A 14,181-nucleotide genomic window follows, 5' to 3' on the forward strand; every position below is an offset into this window, starting at 1 on the left:
CCTCCATACTTTTCCAATTTTTTAAATTCATACCAACAAGTTTTGAATACTTACTTTCTTTAATTGGTTCTCCAAGTTTTAAGATTTTATCTTCATAGTATCTATAATATTCAATTGTATTTTTATAAATAACATCAAAGAAAATAGATAATTCCATCATTTTTAGAACCTTATAAAATCTTTCATTTGCTATTTCAACTAGGATTCTAAGAATTTCATTTGCTGTTGTTATTTTTTCAGGAAGTTTTTGTGTCCAGTTTCTAATCCAACCTTTTTTGGAATAGCTATTATTAAAATTATTTGTAAAATTACCGACATTTTCAGCAAACTTCTCTGACAATGTTTTACTCAAAATGCAATCTCCAGTATATTTTTGGATATTCATAATATTGTTATAGATATTTATAAGCATTAATTTAACTTCAGGATCTAATTTAAATTTTGTTTTTCTATAATGCTGAGTAACTTCGAATATATGTATTTTTAACATTATGAAAATATACTTTAAAAATAACGAATCCTCTGTATTATCATGTGCCCAAAACTCTTCAGACAGTTTGTTTCTATAAATTTCAATTAATCTATTTTTATTCATTTATTAAGCTCCTTTAAAATAAACTTTGTTGTTCCCAGTACTTAATTACTTTTGCACTCTTATATTTTTTAGTGGCTTTAAGATAAAGTTCAATACCCTGTTCAAGAGTATCAACTATTCCTAAAGATTTCGTCTTTCTAGCTAGTTCTATATTAACAAGGTACTTTTTAGAATATTTATTATAAAAAACTCCATTTATCTCACTTTTAAGACTAATCATTTTTCCTTGTTCTATTGCATATTTACCATGTATTTCCATAGTGCAACCTCGCTTTTATTCATAATTCTCTTTTTTAAATGCTTTAAAATGTCCAGGATAAACTTTTTTAAGTTCCATAATCATTGTTGGGTTCAACCAAACTCCTTGCAAATGGTATCTATTTTCAAACTCAGTTAATCCTATTGAATGAGCTAAAGAATGATGTTCTCTACATAGTGGTATAAATCCAGTAAGTAATCCTGTATCTTGTTCATATGGAACTCCTAGTGCTGGAGTATGATGTAAATCTGCTTCAATTCTTCCACAGACAGCACATACTTTATTTCTAAGACAAGCAACTATGTATCTTGAAATATCAGGACAAATATCTCTAGCACTTTTAAGTTTTTTATTTGGTCCTTTTCCTATATGTAAAATTAAGTTATATCCTTGATGTATACTCCAATCTATTATCCAAGCTATAAAATCAGTCGCTATGTCTTTACTTGCACAATTTCTTTTATTTGGAGATATAGAGAAGTATTCTATTTTTTTCTCAGAACAATATTTATTTTCAAGTTCTTCTCTTAGCTCTTCCTTTGTATATCCGATTAACTCTCCAAGATCCTTAAATATGCACCACAGCATTTTCATTTGTTCATCACTTATCGTATCTACTTTTTTAATTTCTATACCTTTGCTTAATTTAGAGTGTAGCTTTTTTAACTCAGCCACACTCATATTTTCATTAACTTCCAATATTGCTCTATCGTTTTCAAATACTAATCGATACATAAATATTCTCCTGGAACTACTTCATTTGCTTGTCTATTTCTTCATCTATAATATTTTGTAGCATTTGTAGTTCATCTCTGTTCATTGAGTTAAAATCAATTTTTAATTCACTAGATTTTTTCTTAATATCTAATTTTACTGTATCAGCACTTGCTAAGAGTTCTAAAACCTCTTCTTTTGTAGCTGGAGTAGTATCTTTTTGGTTATCAACATACTCAACGTTTTCAACTATTAGAGAACCATCTTTCTCATCAATATCAGCTTTTTTTATAGCAGCTTGATCTACAGTTTCCATGATTTGCATTTCAGTAGATAATGGTGCAAATTTTAAAATTTTCTTTAATATTGTTTTAAGTGCCATTTCATCATAATTTTTTGACCATACAGATTTTTTCTCATATTCTTTTCTAGTTTGGTCCTTCATATAAGTTTGTGAATATTCTAAGGCATGTTTTTCAACATCATCTTTAGACATATAAATAGTTTTATTAAATCCATTTGTAAGTTCCATATAAGCAGCATATCCAACTATTTCTCCATCTTTTGCAGTCATATCAAATTCAATTTCTTCTGTAAGAGGATTAAATGATAATATTTGACCTTCTTTAATTGGAATTGCATTTATTTTCTTTACTCCACCACTTCTTAAAGCTAATTGAATCATTCCTTTGTAACCTAGAATAAATTGTGCTTGTGATCCATATTTTATTATGTAAGCAAATCCTAGATTTTTTTCTATTGGAAGTTTTAATGCAGCAGCTATAAATGCAGATGCTAAAACTGATTGTGGAGCTGCACCGGTTAAATCGGAATTATACAAATTAACAAGTGATACCATGAATGAACTAGCATTATTTCCAAGAACCGCTTTTAATTTTTTACCATTTTCTCTTAACATATTTTGTAATATAGTTGTAGGACTAACTTCTCCCTGAGTATTTGAAGGTAGAGTTTTTCCAGCTCCACCTATCTTGTTTTTAGCTGTTTTAATTTCTGTTGTCATTTTATTTCCCTCCATTAACTAACTTTATAAAATTTAGATTCTGTAACATTGAAAAAATCATCTGCATTTGGAATAGATTCTTTTAGTTTCTTTTTATCTAAAGTTTCTCTTTTTTGAACCACTGTTGTTATTTTATGATTTTTAAATTTAGCTTTTTTTGCTCCTGACTTTATCATTTCATCTATCCAAGTTTGCTTTATAAGCTCTAATTTTTTACTTTTTTCTTCTATCTCTGCTTTTAAATTGTCAAATTCAGTTGTATCTATATCTAATTCAACTTCAATATCATTTAAATTATCAGCTTTTTTCTTTTGATATTCAGTATATGCTTTACTTCCATCAGCTGGAGGAGCTAAGTTTGTTTCTATATATTTTTTCCACCATTCTTCACAATAATTTAAAACATAGTTACATTCATCATTGTTTCTTTCTATATAAAATTCTTTATAATCATTACCACCAATTAAACAGCATATATACGCAAAATTAAGTCCTGTAACTGCTAAATAATGCATTACTTGGCAATAATATTCCTGAGGTACTGTTTCTTCATTCCATTCTTTATAATTGAATGAATTTGTTGTTTTTATTTCTAAAACTCCATACTCTTTTTTTATTGGATCATATAAAAGTCTATCAACATTAGCTAATGATTTTCCTTTTTTTAGAGTTCTATTCAGTTCAAAAACCTTTAAATCTTTATGTCTATCATCAAATTCAGTAGCTATAGCACTTTCTAATCTATTTCCCCAGTGTGTAAATCTATTCCCACTAAATGAAGAACCATTTATTTTATCGTTCCATACATCAACAGCAGATTTATATTTGCTTTCTCCAAGAACTCCGGCTACATCAGAACCACCTAATCCAAGCTTTCTAGTTTCTAACCAATCGTTTTCATCTTTGTATTGAATTACTTCAATTTCAGGATTTATATTCTCTAAGAATTTCTCTTGTTCTGTAGGCTCTTTTAAAAGTTCTTCTAACTCAGCTTTTCTAAGTTTACTGTAACCTTTTAAACTTTTTGATTTTGCAATTTCTTTTAACTCTTTTATAGTCATTTCAGACCTCCCTTAATCTTTTTTAAGTCTTGATTACATACTCAACAGTTGTCGGGGGGAACAACTTTTTCACTGGGGGATAGTGAGTTGAGTATGTAATTAAAACCTAAAGGTTAGCAACCCTATTTGATAAGGGTTGCTTTATAGCTCGTACCTTCTTCTTTATATTCTTCTCTCATTTCTAGTAAGCAATCATCACATAAGTTCATGTTCCAACCTTTCATAAAATCATCTGTAAGTATCCATTTGGCTTTATGTTCTCCACACTCACACATAATGTCATTATCTTCTTTAAATGGCTTTAAATCTCTTATCATCAAGTCTGTTTCAACTTGTAGAAGTTCTCTTCCTAACATTTATTCCTCCTCCAACGCACAAAACTCAGTTCCGTATCTTTCACATTCATAATTACAGTTTCCATTTAGCCCTTCATCAAAACACCATTGTTCTGCTTCTTCTCTTTGGGATGTTATATACGGACATTCAATACTTCCACATTGAGATCTAAAATCACAAATTCCATTCATATCACAACCTAACATTTTATTTTCTCCTTACATCATTCTCATTATTATTATTTGTACTACTAATACTCCAAGTCCTACGATTGTTAATTCTGTTATGGTTTTCATTAAACACCCCACATCTTAGAGTAAATCTCTAATCTAGCTTGACATTCACTATATGTTCCTTCCAACGTTAAACCTTTTATTTTGAATTGCCATAAGTCGTTTTCTAATTTTTTTTGTTTCATAGTTACCTCCTGTTAATACCCTTAAAGGTTATTTAAAAGTTTAAAAAAATTTGAAATTTGCTTCTATAATGGTATTATATAACCCAAAAGGTTATTTGTCAATATTTATTTTTTGTTTTATAATCTTTTAGGATATGAAGTTTTTAGGAGGAATTTATAATGAAAAAAAGTTGTGAAATTATCAAAGAATTTAGGAAAGAAAGACATCTTAGCGCAGCAGCTTTGGCTGAACAAATAGGTATATCTCAAGTTTTTTTAACTAAAATAGAAAATGAGCAAAAGAAAATTTCTGAAAAAGTTTTAGAATCATTAAAGGAAATTATGCCCGAAAAGATGTATAATCAAATAGTTGAATATGAAAATTTTATTAATACACCTGAACCAATACAAAAAGAATTAACTGAACTTAGAAAATTATCAAGTAGAGAAAAAAATCATTTTAGTAATTTTATGAATGAAGCAACGATGTATTTTACTGATAGTAAAATATCAGAAGAAGATAAAAAGAAAGTATTGGATGCATTAACAGAAGTTTATTTTGAAGCTAAGCAAATGAATAAAAGAAAAAAATAAAAAAGAAAAGGAGTATCAACAATGATAGACATTTATAGAAGAGTAAATAACTTAAAAAAACGTTGGGGAACATCAGATCCTTTTAAGATATGTAAATATTTAAAGATACAAGTTAGATATTATGATCTTGGAGAAGCAAAAGGATTTTATAAGAAAGTTTTAAGGAAAAAATTTATTATTATAAATGAAAACCTATCATCTTTAGATAAAAAGATAATATGTGCTCATGAGCTTGGGCACTGTTTACTCCATTCATCTAAAGATGTTCAAAATTTATTAGAATATGGAAATTTTGAAAAATATTCAGTTTTTGAAGATGAAGCTAATGAATTTGCAGCACATTTATTAATTGACAATAACTTTAATGAATATTATAAAAGTTGTATTAAATCAGATTTACTAGAAGAATTAAAATATTACTCCAGATACAAATTTAAATAATAAATTTTTTTGTTAAAACTTTCTACAAAAAAGTAGAAAAAACAAATGATAATAGGAGGAATTATGAAGAATGATGATTTAAAAAATAAGAAAAAAATACCTGTAAAAGATGTAGAAGATTTAAAGTGGATGACTATTCCAATAATAGGAACAATAGGTGATGGTGGTAAAATCACTTTTTATGAAGGAGGAGAAGAAATATTATTTGGTAAAAATAAAGAGCTTTTAAAAAAAGATAAAATAAATTAAGCACCCAACAAGGGTGCTTTTTAAATTAATCCATCTGTTTTTTGTCTCAAAATTTGAATAGTTTTAGGTCCTGCTATTCCATCAGGAGTAAGGCTATGATCTCTTTGGAAATTTTGTATAGCATTTGGCCCTGTATATCTTAAAAAAGTAAGTCTTGTATAAATTTCATCTTCAGACATTAAAGGCTTTTTTACAGTAGTCTTTTTTGGTTGAGTAGTGGTTGATTTTGCACTAATAGTTTTTGTGCTTTTTGACGTAGTAGAATTTGAAGAAGTTGAATTATAAGAACTAGAAGTAGCTCTATGATAATGATAAGTTCCTGTCTTTCTATTCCAATGGCCACCACTTGAATCTAATCTTCCTGGATGAGATAAAGCATAAGTAGAAATTAAAATAGATAAAATTAATATTTTTTTCATGAATCCCCCATCTTTAATTATTATTTTATGTCTTCTAAATAAATATTTCCATTTTTATCTTCTTTTAAATACTTTGAATAATGTTCATCAAAAAGTAAATTTGTGTATAAAATTTTAGGTGTCATATAAGGATTATTACCATTTGTATTTATAGATGTAGCAAAGTAACCATTATTTATTTCCATTTTAGGTAAGTAAAAAGAAATAAAATAATTTTCATATCCTGGATTTTTTAATTTCTCATTATATGCAATTTCTTGCATTATTTCCTCTGTTGGAAATTTTCCTTTAATTATTGGAATTTCAAAATCTACAGAATACTTCATTCTTGGAATAATTTCTTTGTTTAAAATTTTTTCGTTATAATTAGAAAAAGAATTAATTCCAAAAATAATAAATAACAACAAAAATATTATTTTTTTCATATTAGTATCCTTTTTATTCATTTGGATTTTCCATAATTATTTTATAACCGTGTGAATTGGCATAGATATTCATACCAAATATTATTTGTTTACCATTGTTTACTAACTCATCACCTTCTAAACCTTGCATAGCTAAAAGAAGAGATAAATTGTAGATATTCAGAGTCAGCGTCTTTCCTTTTTTTGTAATAAAAATTTGTTGTTCAATTAAAGTTTCTGCTGAATCGTGTAATGTTTGATTTGGACAAGCAAAAGCTAAGCCAGATAAGATAAAAAGACCTAAAAAAATTTTTTTTAACATTGATATTCCCCCTCGTTATATTTTTTTTATTTAATATATTGAAATTATACAATTTAATTTAATAAAATACAACAATAAAGTGTTGACTTTAATAACCTTTAGGGTTATAATAATTTTGAGGTGATTCTATGCGAGAAGTTGAAAATTTTTTTGGAAATCTAATAAAAAAAGTAGATTCATATAAAGAAAAAACTGGAAAAACTTATAATCAAATTGCGGAAGAAATAGGTATGTCAAAAAAATCATTTGCTAACTTGAGAAATGATTGGAAAAATAATAGAGGTTATCCTAGAAAAGAAACATTAGATAAATTAAAAAAAATTTTTTAATCATGTAAATACCCTTTAAGGATATTAAAAAACAAAATTATTTTTATTTTTAAAACACAAACATTTTCAATTTAATTTCGGAGGTGAGAAGATGATAACTGAAAAACTATTTGAAGAGATTGCGAAACTGAGTAAATCAGAGTGGCAAGCTGTATCGACTAATGTTAATCATGCCTATAGTAGTGAAGCTAGAAAAAGAGATAAAGAGTTGTTTTTAGACAACACTACTATAAGAGATTCTGTTTTAAGTGGTCCTTATTTTATCAAGATACAATCTGAATAAATATTGGGTTTATTCTGTAATCAGTACCTTTGTAGAAGATATGAATGTAGTCTAAATTATAATATGATTCTTCTGTTGTGTTTTGGGAACTGATAATCGCATTTTCTTCATACCAAACATATGGTGAAGTTTTATTTTCTCCCATAACACAGTTTGGATCATCATTAAGACAAACCCATTCACCGATAAGACATGCGTAAACTTTTGACATATAATACCTCCATAAAATTATTTAGTTGTGTCGGAACTCTATTATAACTTTTTGGAGGACTATATACAAGCCTACTTGATTGTAGGCGTTCAATTGGTGCTCTTAACCCGTAGCCAACATAACTAAGGGTTGAGGGTAACAATTGAATAAAAAGAGGTTATGTTGGCGCTTAACCTCAATAGGAGGAACAAATGAGTAAAGTAAACAGTGATGGATATATAAATATTCAAGGATGGATGGTATCTGAGCTAGGTTTAAAAGGCAATGAATTATTAATATATGCAATTATATATGGATTTTCACAAGATGGTGAAAGTAAATTTACAGGAAGTAGACAATATCTAGCAGATTGGACAAATACAACAGTAAAAAATGTTCAAAATGTTTTGAATAGTCTTGTGGATAAGGGACTTTTAAATAAATATGAAAAATATGTAAATAATCTTAAATTTTGTGAATACAAAGCCTTAAAAATAGAAATTATACAAAGTAAAGAAAAAGTTCCCGAGGAGGGGAAAAATTACACTGGGGTAGGGAAAAATTTTCCAAAAGGTAGGGAAAAAAGTTCCCATAATAATCTAATTAATAATCTAGAAGATAACCTAGATAAAAAGATTGATACATCAGCTGAAGCTGAATCGCTAGATCAGGAGAAAATTAAATTTAGAGAAAATATAAACAAATATATTTCTAAAGTTGAAGAAGTTACTGGAAAAAATAAAGAAGAAATATCCAGAGTTATAAATCCAAGTTTAATGAAAGATTATAATATGGAACTATTACTAAAAAAAATAGATGAGTCTAAATTCCTTGGTGGGAAAACAGATACTAAACCTAAGATTAATAATTTTTGTTCTAAAAATATGATAGATAAAATTTTAATTGGATTCTATGAGGACCGTGAAACTAAAACTGAAAAAGTAGGACCTAAAAAAATTGAAGTTGAAGACAAAAGATATAAATCGTATACACCAGATGAAGTTTTAGCAGCAATAGAAAATGGAGGGTTTTAATTATGAAATGTAAAAGATGTGGAGTTGAATATAAATTGAATGAAAATATAGCAGATTTTCTGCCTGAAAAACTTAAAGAAAAACTTAAGTATATTCCAAACTGTGATTGTTTAGAGAAAGATTCTAAATACGAGCTTGAAATTATGGATAAAAAGCTTGAAGCAGAAAGAAGAGTAAATAGAATAAAGAGGTTTAGGGATGTATCTATTGTGGACTCTAAATTTAATAAAAGCTTTTTCAAATATGCAGAGGAAAATAAAGCGATAAACATGTGTAAAAAATATACTGATAAATTTATAGAGAAAACTCCCAAAGTTGGAATGTATTTATATGGACCTGTTGGAACTGGAAAAACATTTGCAGCTTGTTGCATGGCCAATGAATTAATGGAAAGCAATAAAGCAACTTTAGTAATGAATTTAGGCTTATATTTAACTAAGCTAAAAAGAGAATGGGCAGAAGCTGAAAATGATGTGCTTAATCATGCTAAGGAGTGCGATATGCTTATTATAGATGATTTTGGTGTAGAGAAAGTTACTGAATTTGTATTAGAGAAATTATTCGCATTAATTGACACAAGGTATAGAAGCCAAAAAGCTATTATAATAACTTCAAATTTAAGTTTAGAAGAAACTAGAACTAAATTCGGAGATAGAATAGCTGACAGAATAGTAGATATGTGTTTTCCAATTGAAGTTAAAGGTGAAAGCATGAGAGGTAAAAAAACTACAGATGAATTTGTACATTTGATGATGTGATAAATATGAAATTTAAATTAGATAAAACTAATATGGAACTATATCAAGAAGAAATATTGTTGAAAAAATATGGAGATTACTTAAATGAAAATAAAATAGTTGATTCAAAAGAGAGTTTTGAAAGCTTTATAGTTGATTTATTAAATCTTGGAAACTAGGAGGAGAGAATGAATTTTGATTGGAATTTAAAAGAACATCATAAATTATGTATGGATGAAGGACTTACAGTTAGAAGCTACGGTAACCCTGAATATGCCATGGCAAAAGATGAAGAAGGAAAATATAGCTTGTTTGAAGTCAAACAGGAATTTGGCAGTAATGGCGAAGAGATTTGGGAAAGAATAGCTTCAAGTAAATGTTTTTATAACTTCAAAAGAAAACTAATCGTTTTATTTATGGAGGGTGGCAATGATATCTGATTATATTTTAATAGGAATTTTATCGTCTGTAGGATTTGTAATATGGTTAATTATTAAAAAAATACTAGAGAACCCAAATAAATGTTGTGGTGATTGTGTCGATTATAAAAATTGCTGGAAAAGCAATAACACATGCAGAGAAAATCCGGCATGTAGCCATTTTAAAGAAAGATATAGTGATTTTAATAGAGATTGAATGTCATAGGAGAGTGAAAATAATGTTTAAATACATGGAGGATTATTATTTAGAGCCTAAACAAAGCTATAGCAGTAAATATACAAAAGTTGTTGAAGAGTTCGGAGAGTTAAAAGAGTGTGTTGAAAACTATGGTCCTGTATCATCAACAGCTGAAGAAATAGCACAAGAATCATTAGATTTAATATTATCAACAACTAACTTTTTAAGAAAAATGCAAGATGAAGGATTAATAGATATTGGAACCGAGACATTTAAGCACTCAGTAAAATTAAACCAATACTTAGAAACAGGAAAATATACAAAATAATGGAGGGATTTATGGATCATATAGGAAGAATGGAAAAAGAATTAGAAGAGTTAAAAGGAAAAGCATCTAAACTTAGCGATTTTTTAGATTCAGAAATAGAGAATAAAAGAATTACAGATGAAAAACAAAGGATATATATGGGTATTCAATTATCACATATGAATAGTTATATAAATATATTGGAATTAAGAATAGAGAATGACAAAGAAAAGTTGTCCAATATAGGAGTGTGATTAAAATATGCAAATTGAAAAAATAATAATAGCTTTAGCATTAATTCTTATAGCAGCTGGAATTAGTATAAGTTCTAATATAACTGGTCTTATAAGTGATATTATGTATCTTCATATGGGAGCAGATAAATATTTTGAATTTTATAAAAACCATTTCATATCTCCTAAGATAACAATACCAATACACATTGCAATGTTAATAATTGTTTTGTATGCAGTTTATAAGTTAATAATATTCTTAAAATAGGAGATAAATAAAATGACTAAATTAGAATTTCCTTTTTGTCCTCCAAGTGTAAATACTTACTATAGAAGAGGGCAAAATACAACATACTTAACTAAAAAAGGTAAAGATTTTAAAAGTAATATGCTGGACTACTTAATGGTAGTCCTTAAATATAAAGAGAAACCATTAGAGGATAGATTAAAAGTATCTATAGAGATAAATTTTAAGGAGAAAAGAAAAAGAGATGTAGATAATTATAATAAAGCAATTTTAGATAGTTTTAATAAAGTTATTTGGAAAGACGATGAACAAATAGATGAGTTAACTACTAAAAAAAGCTATGGGAATAAAGAGAATAGCATAGTTATGGTAGTGCAAAGAATTTAGCTCCAGGAGGGTAAATAATGGAATTAATTAAAATAGAAAATAAAAATGGAACTATAAACAGTTTGGAGTTATTGGAACAAATAAATTTTTTCAGAAAACAAGAAAAGAATAGAGCCGAACTACAACATAGAGATTTATTAAAAATAATCAGAGATGAATTTGAAGAAGAAATAGATGAGGGAAAAATTTCCCCTATCTTTTATAAAGATTCTATGAATAGAGAACAACCAATGTTTGAACTAACTTTATCTCAATCTAAACAAGTTTTAGTGAGAGAAAGCAAATATGTAAGAAAAGCAGTTATAAAAAAGTTGGAAGAGTTGGAACAAAATGTAGTTCCTAAAGTTCCAACAAGTTTTAGAGAAGCTTTACTACTGGCAGCAGAGCAACAGGAAAAAATAGAAGTTTTAGAAATAGAGAATAAAATTAAAGAACAACAGATAGCTGAATATAAACCTAGAATAGAATATCTAGATACTATACTGAAATCACAAGATACAATGACAGTAACTCAAATAGCAGCAGACTATGGAATATCAGCAAAGAGATTAAATCAAATACTCCATGAAGAGAAAATACAGAGAAAAGTTGGAGGGCAATGGCTGCTATATACTAATCATATGAATAATGGATATACAAAATCAGAAACATATATGGATGTAAAAGGATCTCCAAGAATAAATACTAAATGGACTCAAAAGGGAAGAGTAAAGATACATGAAATACTATCTAAATTAGGGATAATGGCTAGTATGGATAAAGAAAAAAGTGCATAGGGGTGGATTATGGAGGAGAAAGAATTAGTACTTGAATTGATGTATGATATGATAGAAAGAATATTAACTCCAAGAGAATTTGAGATATATATAATGAGTAAGAGGATGAAACCAAGACATATAGCAGATAAGCTAGGATTAAAGAGTAGTGGTATAAGAAGAAGATTGGTTAAAATTAAACATAAGATAAAAAATCATGAAGAATGGTTAATAGAAAAGGTTGAATTAAGAGGGCTAGTAATATAGCTCTTTTTTTTATTAAAAATATTTAAAAACAGTGCCAAATTATTGGCAACAAAATAGCTATAAGTGAAGAGACTAGTTTTATTGGAGGATAAATATGAGAATAAGAGCTCCATCTAAAGAGGGTGGTTAAGTGGAAAAATATGAATTAGCAGAATTGGATTATAAAAATGGAATGAAATACAAGGATATAGCTGATAAATATGAGGTATCACTTAATACTGTAAAGAGTTGGAAACAAAGATATAAATGGTGCAAGGATGATAAAAAGGTATGCACACAAAAAACAAAAAAGTATGCACACAAAAAAGTAAAAGAAGTAGCTAAAACGTTGATTGAAGAGGGGCATACTCTAAAAGAAGTATCGGAGCAAACTGGAACACCTAGAAGTACTATCGCTAATTGGAGTGCAAAAGAAAATCTCCAACAATCTCAACTTGAATATCTAAAGCAATTTAGAGAGAAATATAAAGAGAGAATAGAAAAAAATAAACTTTTAAGAATGGAAACAAATGAGGAAGCATTAGAAGCAATAAATTATGAAATTGGTAATTGGCGAGATAATGGAAAAATATCCAAAGCAGCTATGGAAAAATTGATAATGAATGAGGAAGTTGAACAATTAATATTTGGATTAGATAGAATTGAGAAGTTAGAAAAATTAGAAGTAGAAAAAGTTAAGGCTAACCCTGAAGAGACAGAATATGAACCAATAACGATAGTAGATGATATAGGTGATTTAAATGAGAATTAATCTATCAGAAAAGATAACTCCAGAATTTTATGAGTCATATAAAGTTTTTAAAAATAAAGACATCTTAGAAATGGTTGAGTATGGTGGAAGAGGTGGAGGAAAATCATCTAATGTATTTATTTTTCCAATAATGAGAATAATAGCAGAGGAGATAGATTGTTTAGTTCTTAGAAAAGTAGCCAATACAATTAGAACATCTGTATTTAGTCAAGTTATTTGGTGTTTAGGGCATTTAGGTATATCTCATTTATTTAAGGTTAATTATAGCAGAATGGAGATTATTTACAAACCTCGTGGAAATGGATTTTATTTTAAGGGTGCAGATGATCCTATGAAGATAAAATCACTTAAAACTTTATATCCAGTAGCAATAACTATATTTGAAGAAGTAGACCAATTTAAAACTTGGGATGAAGTGGACCATATAAAACAATCTGTATTGAGAGGAGAAATAGATCATTTTAAATTAATTTATCTATTTAACCCTCCAAAGAATAAATATCATTGGTGTAATCAAAAATGGTTATTTGGAAATACTGAAGGTATGTATGTTCATTGTAGTAATTTTACTCAAAATCCTAAACTACCAATTCAATTTATAAAAGAAGCAGAAAAAGCTAAAGCAGAAAATGAGCTGAGATATAGATGGATATATATGGGAGAACCTATAGGAAGTGATATAGTACCATTCCCTAAATTGATAGTAGAAAAGGAATTAGACCAGAAACTAATTGATAGCTTTGATAAAATCAATCAAGGTTTAGATTGGGGATATGGTGGAGATCCTTTTGCATTTGCTAGAACTCATTATGATAAAAGAAATAAAATTTTATATATATTTGGAGAGATTTATGGTTGTGGACTTGGGAACTCAGTTACAGCAGGGAGAATTAAAAAAAATGGTTGGGATGATACTCTAACAATTGCAGATAACAATGAGCCTAAAAGTATAGACTCTTACAACGATGATTATGGAGTACCTACTGAAGCAGCGAAAAAAGGTGCAGGAAGTATAGAAACTGGTTTTAGATGGTTAGGTGAACAAACTATAGTAGTTTGTAAGAAAAGATGTCCTAATGGTGCTAGAGAACTTCAAATGGCTGATTTTAAAGTTGATAAAAATGGAAATATTACTGACAAAATAGAAGGAGCAGACCACTTTTTAGATGCTCTAAGATATGCCACAGAGGAATATTGGAATTATAGCAAAATGAGAATCTTAGACTAA

At 28.0% G+C, this 14,181-nt stretch carries 30 protein-coding genes; 18 read left to right on the forward strand and 12 right to left on the reverse strand.

What is annotated here, in order from left to right:
- The 8 genes from Q0W06_RS13800 to Q0W06_RS13835 form a co-directional block, all read right to left on the reverse strand.
- Positions 1-595: hypothetical protein (locus Q0W06_RS13800; protein ID WP_297636742.1), on the reverse strand; the 595-nt coding region annotated here is incomplete at its 3' end.
- Between the two features lie 13 nt (positions 596-608).
- A complete protein-coding gene (locus Q0W06_RS13805; protein WP_257163813.1) occupies positions 609-854 on the reverse strand; it encodes a hypothetical protein in 246 nt (81 codons plus the stop codon).
- A gap of 15 nt (positions 855-869) precedes the next feature.
- Complete coding sequence (locus Q0W06_RS13810; RefSeq protein WP_297636748.1) at positions 870-1,589, reverse strand: putative HNHc nuclease; 720 nt, start codon at positions 1,587-1,589, stop codon at positions 870-872.
- Between the two features lie 16 nt (positions 1,590-1,605).
- The gene (locus Q0W06_RS13815; protein ID WP_297636751.1) at positions 1,606-2,592 is read right to left on the reverse strand and encodes a recombinase RecT; all 987 of its coding nucleotides are present in this window, start codon (positions 2,590-2,592) and stop codon (positions 1,606-1,608) included.
- A gap of 14 nt (positions 2,593-2,606) precedes the next feature.
- Positions 2,607-3,653, reverse strand: coding sequence for a lambda-exonuclease family protein (locus tag Q0W06_RS13820; protein WP_297636754.1), 1,047 nt, complete (start codon positions 3,651-3,653; stop codon positions 2,607-2,609).
- Between the two features lie 122 nt (positions 3,654-3,775).
- Positions 3,776-4,009, reverse strand: coding sequence for a hypothetical protein (locus Q0W06_RS13825; RefSeq protein ID WP_297636756.1), 234 nt, complete (start codon positions 4,007-4,009; stop codon positions 3,776-3,778).
- Positions 4,010-4,195, reverse strand: a complete 186-nt coding sequence (locus Q0W06_RS13830; protein WP_297636759.1) for a hypothetical protein — start codon at positions 4,193-4,195, stop codon at positions 4,010-4,012.
- Positions 4,196-4,284: 89 nt separating this feature from the next.
- Positions 4,285-4,407, reverse strand: a complete 123-nt coding sequence (locus Q0W06_RS13835; protein ID WP_297636761.1) for a hypothetical protein — start codon at positions 4,405-4,407, stop codon at positions 4,285-4,287.
- A 159-nt stretch (positions 4,408-4,566) separates the two neighbouring features.
- Between Q0W06_RS13835 and Q0W06_RS13840 the strand changes: the two genes are divergently transcribed.
- The 3 genes from Q0W06_RS13840 (at position 4,567) to Q0W06_RS13850 (ending at position 5,670) form a co-directional block, all read left to right on the forward strand.
- Positions 4,567-4,980, forward strand: coding sequence for a helix-turn-helix transcriptional regulator (locus tag Q0W06_RS13840; protein ID WP_297636764.1), 414 nt, complete (start codon positions 4,567-4,569; stop codon positions 4,978-4,980).
- A 21-nt stretch (positions 4,981-5,001) separates the two neighbouring features.
- Positions 5,002-5,421, forward strand: a complete 420-nt coding sequence (locus tag Q0W06_RS13845) for an ImmA/IrrE family metallo-endopeptidase (RefSeq protein ID WP_297636767.1) — start codon at positions 5,002-5,004, stop codon at positions 5,419-5,421.
- A 63-nt stretch (positions 5,422-5,484) separates the two neighbouring features.
- Positions 5,485-5,670 (forward strand): hypothetical protein, encoded by a 186-nt coding sequence (locus tag Q0W06_RS13850; protein WP_297636769.1) that lies wholly within the window; start codon positions 5,485-5,487, stop codon positions 5,668-5,670.
- Positions 5,671-5,690: 20 nt separating this feature from the next.
- On the opposite strand, the gene Q0W06_RS13855 is transcribed toward Q0W06_RS13850, so the two are convergent.
- From Q0W06_RS13855 to Q0W06_RS13865, 3 genes are read right to left on the reverse strand one after another with little or no spacing between them, the layout of a single operon-like run.
- The gene (locus Q0W06_RS13855; RefSeq protein ID WP_297636772.1) at positions 5,691-6,089 is read right to left on the reverse strand and encodes a YHYH domain-containing protein; all 399 of its coding nucleotides are present in this window, start codon (positions 6,087-6,089) and stop codon (positions 5,691-5,693) included.
- A gap of 20 nt (positions 6,090-6,109) precedes the next feature.
- On the reverse strand, positions 6,110-6,514 hold the full coding sequence (locus tag Q0W06_RS13860) for a hypothetical protein (RefSeq protein WP_297636775.1): 405 nt from the start codon (positions 6,512-6,514) through the stop codon (positions 6,110-6,112).
- Between the two features lie 13 nt (positions 6,515-6,527).
- Entirely contained in the window at positions 6,528-6,815 is a 288-nt protein-coding gene (locus Q0W06_RS13865; RefSeq protein WP_297636778.1) for a hypothetical protein, read from the reverse strand.
- A 128-nt stretch (positions 6,816-6,943) separates the two neighbouring features.
- Here Q0W06_RS13865 and Q0W06_RS13870 point away from each other — a divergent pair, with 128 nt between their 5' ends.
- Both Q0W06_RS13870 and Q0W06_RS13875 read left to right on the forward strand, forming a co-directional pair.
- Complete coding sequence (locus Q0W06_RS13870) at positions 6,944-7,144, forward strand: helix-turn-helix transcriptional regulator (protein WP_297636781.1); 201 nt, start codon at positions 6,944-6,946, stop codon at positions 7,142-7,144.
- A gap of 91 nt (positions 7,145-7,235) precedes the next feature.
- Complete coding sequence (locus Q0W06_RS13875; RefSeq protein ID WP_297636783.1) at positions 7,236-7,427, forward strand: hypothetical protein; 192 nt, start codon at positions 7,236-7,238, stop codon at positions 7,425-7,427.
- On the opposite strand, the gene Q0W06_RS13880 is transcribed toward Q0W06_RS13875, so the two are convergent.
- Positions 7,408-7,638: a hypothetical protein gene (locus tag Q0W06_RS13880; protein WP_297636786.1), complete on the reverse strand. Its 231-nt coding sequence runs from the start codon at positions 7,636-7,638 to the stop codon at positions 7,408-7,410. The genes Q0W06_RS13875 and Q0W06_RS13880 overlap by 20 nt on opposite strands.
- 191 nt (positions 7,639-7,829) lie before the next feature.
- Between Q0W06_RS13880 and Q0W06_RS13885 the strand changes: the two genes are divergently transcribed.
- The 13 genes from Q0W06_RS13885 to Q0W06_RS13945 all read left to right on the forward strand — a co-directional run bounded on the left by Q0W06_RS13885 (position 7,830) and on the right by Q0W06_RS13945 (position 14,181).
- Entirely contained in the window at positions 7,830-8,651 is an 822-nt protein-coding gene (locus tag Q0W06_RS13885) for a helix-turn-helix domain-containing protein (RefSeq protein WP_297636789.1), read from the forward strand.
- A 2-nt stretch (positions 8,652-8,653) separates the two neighbouring features.
- Positions 8,654-9,409, forward strand: coding sequence for an ATP-binding protein (locus tag Q0W06_RS13890; protein ID WP_297636792.1), 756 nt, complete (start codon positions 8,654-8,656; stop codon positions 9,407-9,409).
- A 5-nt stretch (positions 9,410-9,414) separates the two neighbouring features.
- Positions 9,415-9,567, forward strand: coding sequence for a hypothetical protein (locus Q0W06_RS13895; protein WP_297636795.1), 153 nt, complete (start codon positions 9,415-9,417; stop codon positions 9,565-9,567).
- 9 nt (positions 9,568-9,576) lie between these two features.
- A complete protein-coding gene (locus tag Q0W06_RS13900) occupies positions 9,577-9,828 on the forward strand; it encodes a hypothetical protein (protein WP_297636798.1) in 252 nt (83 codons plus the stop codon).
- Positions 9,818-10,024, forward strand: a complete 207-nt coding sequence (locus Q0W06_RS13905) for a hypothetical protein (RefSeq protein WP_297636801.1) — start codon at positions 9,818-9,820, stop codon at positions 10,022-10,024. Before Q0W06_RS13900 ends, Q0W06_RS13905 begins: the two co-directional genes overlap by 11 nt.
- Before the next feature lie 22 nt (positions 10,025-10,046).
- Positions 10,047-10,334, forward strand: coding sequence for a hypothetical protein (locus Q0W06_RS13910; protein ID WP_297636804.1), 288 nt, complete (start codon positions 10,047-10,049; stop codon positions 10,332-10,334).
- 11 nt (positions 10,335-10,345) lie between these two features.
- Complete coding sequence (locus tag Q0W06_RS13915; RefSeq protein WP_297636807.1) at positions 10,346-10,567, forward strand: hypothetical protein; 222 nt, start codon at positions 10,346-10,348, stop codon at positions 10,565-10,567.
- A gap of 7 nt (positions 10,568-10,574) precedes the next feature.
- Positions 10,575-10,814, forward strand: coding sequence for a hypothetical protein (locus tag Q0W06_RS13920; RefSeq protein ID WP_297636810.1), 240 nt, complete (start codon positions 10,575-10,577; stop codon positions 10,812-10,814).
- A gap of 12 nt (positions 10,815-10,826) precedes the next feature.
- Positions 10,827-11,180, forward strand: coding sequence for a RusA family crossover junction endodeoxyribonuclease (locus tag Q0W06_RS13925; RefSeq protein WP_297636813.1), 354 nt, complete (start codon positions 10,827-10,829; stop codon positions 11,178-11,180).
- A gap of 17 nt (positions 11,181-11,197) precedes the next feature.
- Entirely contained in the window at positions 11,198-11,956 is a 759-nt protein-coding gene (locus Q0W06_RS13930) for a phage antirepressor KilAC domain-containing protein (protein ID WP_297636816.1), read from the forward strand.
- A gap of 9 nt (positions 11,957-11,965) precedes the next feature.
- Complete coding sequence (locus tag Q0W06_RS13935) at positions 11,966-12,202, forward strand: hypothetical protein (protein ID WP_297636819.1); 237 nt, start codon at positions 11,966-11,968, stop codon at positions 12,200-12,202.
- Between the two features lie 130 nt (positions 12,203-12,332).
- Entirely contained in the window at positions 12,333-12,953 is a 621-nt protein-coding gene (locus Q0W06_RS13940) for a hypothetical protein (RefSeq protein WP_297636822.1), read from the forward strand.
- Complete coding sequence (locus Q0W06_RS13945; protein ID WP_297636825.1) at positions 12,943-14,181, forward strand: PBSX family phage terminase large subunit; 1,239 nt, start codon at positions 12,943-12,945, stop codon at positions 14,179-14,181. Before Q0W06_RS13940 ends, Q0W06_RS13945 begins: the two co-directional genes overlap by 11 nt.

This window comes from uncultured Clostridium sp., from assembly GCF_947072515.1.
In the GTDB taxonomy this organism is placed as follows: Bacteria; Bacillota; Clostridia; order Clostridiales; family Clostridiaceae; genus Clostridium.

Coding starts and splice junctions, on each gene's coding strand:
- Q0W06_RS13930 (WP_297636816.1), top strand. CDS start 11,198: ATGGAATTAATTAAAATAGAAAATAAAAATGGAACTATAAACAGTTTG.
- Q0W06_RS13820 (WP_297636754.1), bottom strand. CDS start 3,653: ATGACTATAAAAGAGTTAAAAGAAATTGCAAAATCAAAAAGTTTAAAA.
- Q0W06_RS13905 (WP_297636801.1), top strand. CDS start 9,818: ATGATATCTGATTATATTTTAATAGGAATTTTATCGTCTGTAGGATTT.
- Q0W06_RS13880 (WP_297636786.1), bottom strand. CDS start 7,638: ATGTCAAAAGTTTACGCATGTCTTATCGGTGAATGGGTTTGTCTTAAT.
- Q0W06_RS13805 (WP_257163813.1), bottom strand. CDS start 854: ATGGAAATACATGGTAAATATGCAATAGAACAAGGAAAAATGATTAGT.
- Q0W06_RS13890 (WP_297636792.1), top strand. CDS start 8,654: ATGAAATGTAAAAGATGTGGAGTTGAATATAAATTGAATGAAAATATA.
- Q0W06_RS13935 (WP_297636819.1), top strand. CDS start 11,966: ATGGAGGAGAAAGAATTAGTACTTGAATTGATGTATGATATGATAGAA.
- Q0W06_RS13845 (WP_297636767.1), top strand. CDS start 5,002: ATGATAGACATTTATAGAAGAGTAAATAACTTAAAAAAACGTTGGGGA.
- Q0W06_RS13825 (WP_297636756.1), bottom strand. CDS start 4,009: ATGTTAGGAAGAGAACTTCTACAAGTTGAAACAGACTTGATGATAAGA.
- Q0W06_RS13865 (WP_297636778.1), bottom strand. CDS start 6,815: ATGTTAAAAAAAATTTTTTTAGGTCTTTTTATCTTATCTGGCTTAGCT.
- Q0W06_RS13875 (WP_297636783.1), top strand. CDS start 7,236: ATGATAACTGAAAAACTATTTGAAGAGATTGCGAAACTGAGTAAATCA.
- Q0W06_RS13910 (WP_297636804.1), top strand. CDS start 10,047: ATGTTTAAATACATGGAGGATTATTATTTAGAGCCTAAACAAAGCTAT.
- Q0W06_RS13915 (WP_297636807.1), top strand. CDS start 10,346: ATGGATCATATAGGAAGAATGGAAAAAGAATTAGAAGAGTTAAAAGGA.
- Q0W06_RS13835 (WP_297636761.1), bottom strand. CDS start 4,407: ATGAAACAAAAAAAATTAGAAAACGACTTATGGCAATTCAAAATAAAA.
- Q0W06_RS13925 (WP_297636813.1), top strand. CDS start 10,827: ATGACTAAATTAGAATTTCCTTTTTGTCCTCCAAGTGTAAATACTTAC.
- Q0W06_RS13855 (WP_297636772.1), bottom strand. CDS start 6,089: ATGAAAAAAATATTAATTTTATCTATTTTAATTTCTACTTATGCTTTA.
- Q0W06_RS13815 (WP_297636751.1), bottom strand. CDS start 2,592: ATGACAACAGAAATTAAAACAGCTAAAAACAAGATAGGTGGAGCTGGA.
- Q0W06_RS13810 (WP_297636748.1), bottom strand. CDS start 1,589: ATGTATCGATTAGTATTTGAAAACGATAGAGCAATATTGGAAGTTAAT.
- Q0W06_RS13900 (WP_297636798.1), top strand. CDS start 9,577: ATGAATTTTGATTGGAATTTAAAAGAACATCATAAATTATGTATGGAT.
- Q0W06_RS13840 (WP_297636764.1), top strand. CDS start 4,567: ATGAAAAAAAGTTGTGAAATTATCAAAGAATTTAGGAAAGAAAGACAT.
- Q0W06_RS13945 (WP_297636825.1), top strand. CDS start 12,943: ATGAGAATTAATCTATCAGAAAAGATAACTCCAGAATTTTATGAGTCA.
- Q0W06_RS13860 (WP_297636775.1), bottom strand. CDS start 6,514: ATGAAAAAAATAATATTTTTGTTGTTATTTATTATTTTTGGAATTAAT.
- Q0W06_RS13885 (WP_297636789.1), top strand. CDS start 7,830: ATGAGTAAAGTAAACAGTGATGGATATATAAATATTCAAGGATGGATG.
- Q0W06_RS13920 (WP_297636810.1), top strand. CDS start 10,575: ATGCAAATTGAAAAAATAATAATAGCTTTAGCATTAATTCTTATAGCA.
- Q0W06_RS13895 (WP_297636795.1), top strand. CDS start 9,415: ATGAAATTTAAATTAGATAAAACTAATATGGAACTATATCAAGAAGAA.
- Q0W06_RS13830 (WP_297636759.1), bottom strand. CDS start 4,195: ATGTTAGGTTGTGATATGAATGGAATTTGTGATTTTAGATCTCAATGT.
- Q0W06_RS13870 (WP_297636781.1), top strand. CDS start 6,944: ATGCGAGAAGTTGAAAATTTTTTTGGAAATCTAATAAAAAAAGTAGAT.
- Q0W06_RS13850 (WP_297636769.1), top strand. CDS start 5,485: ATGAAGAATGATGATTTAAAAAATAAGAAAAAAATACCTGTAAAAGAT.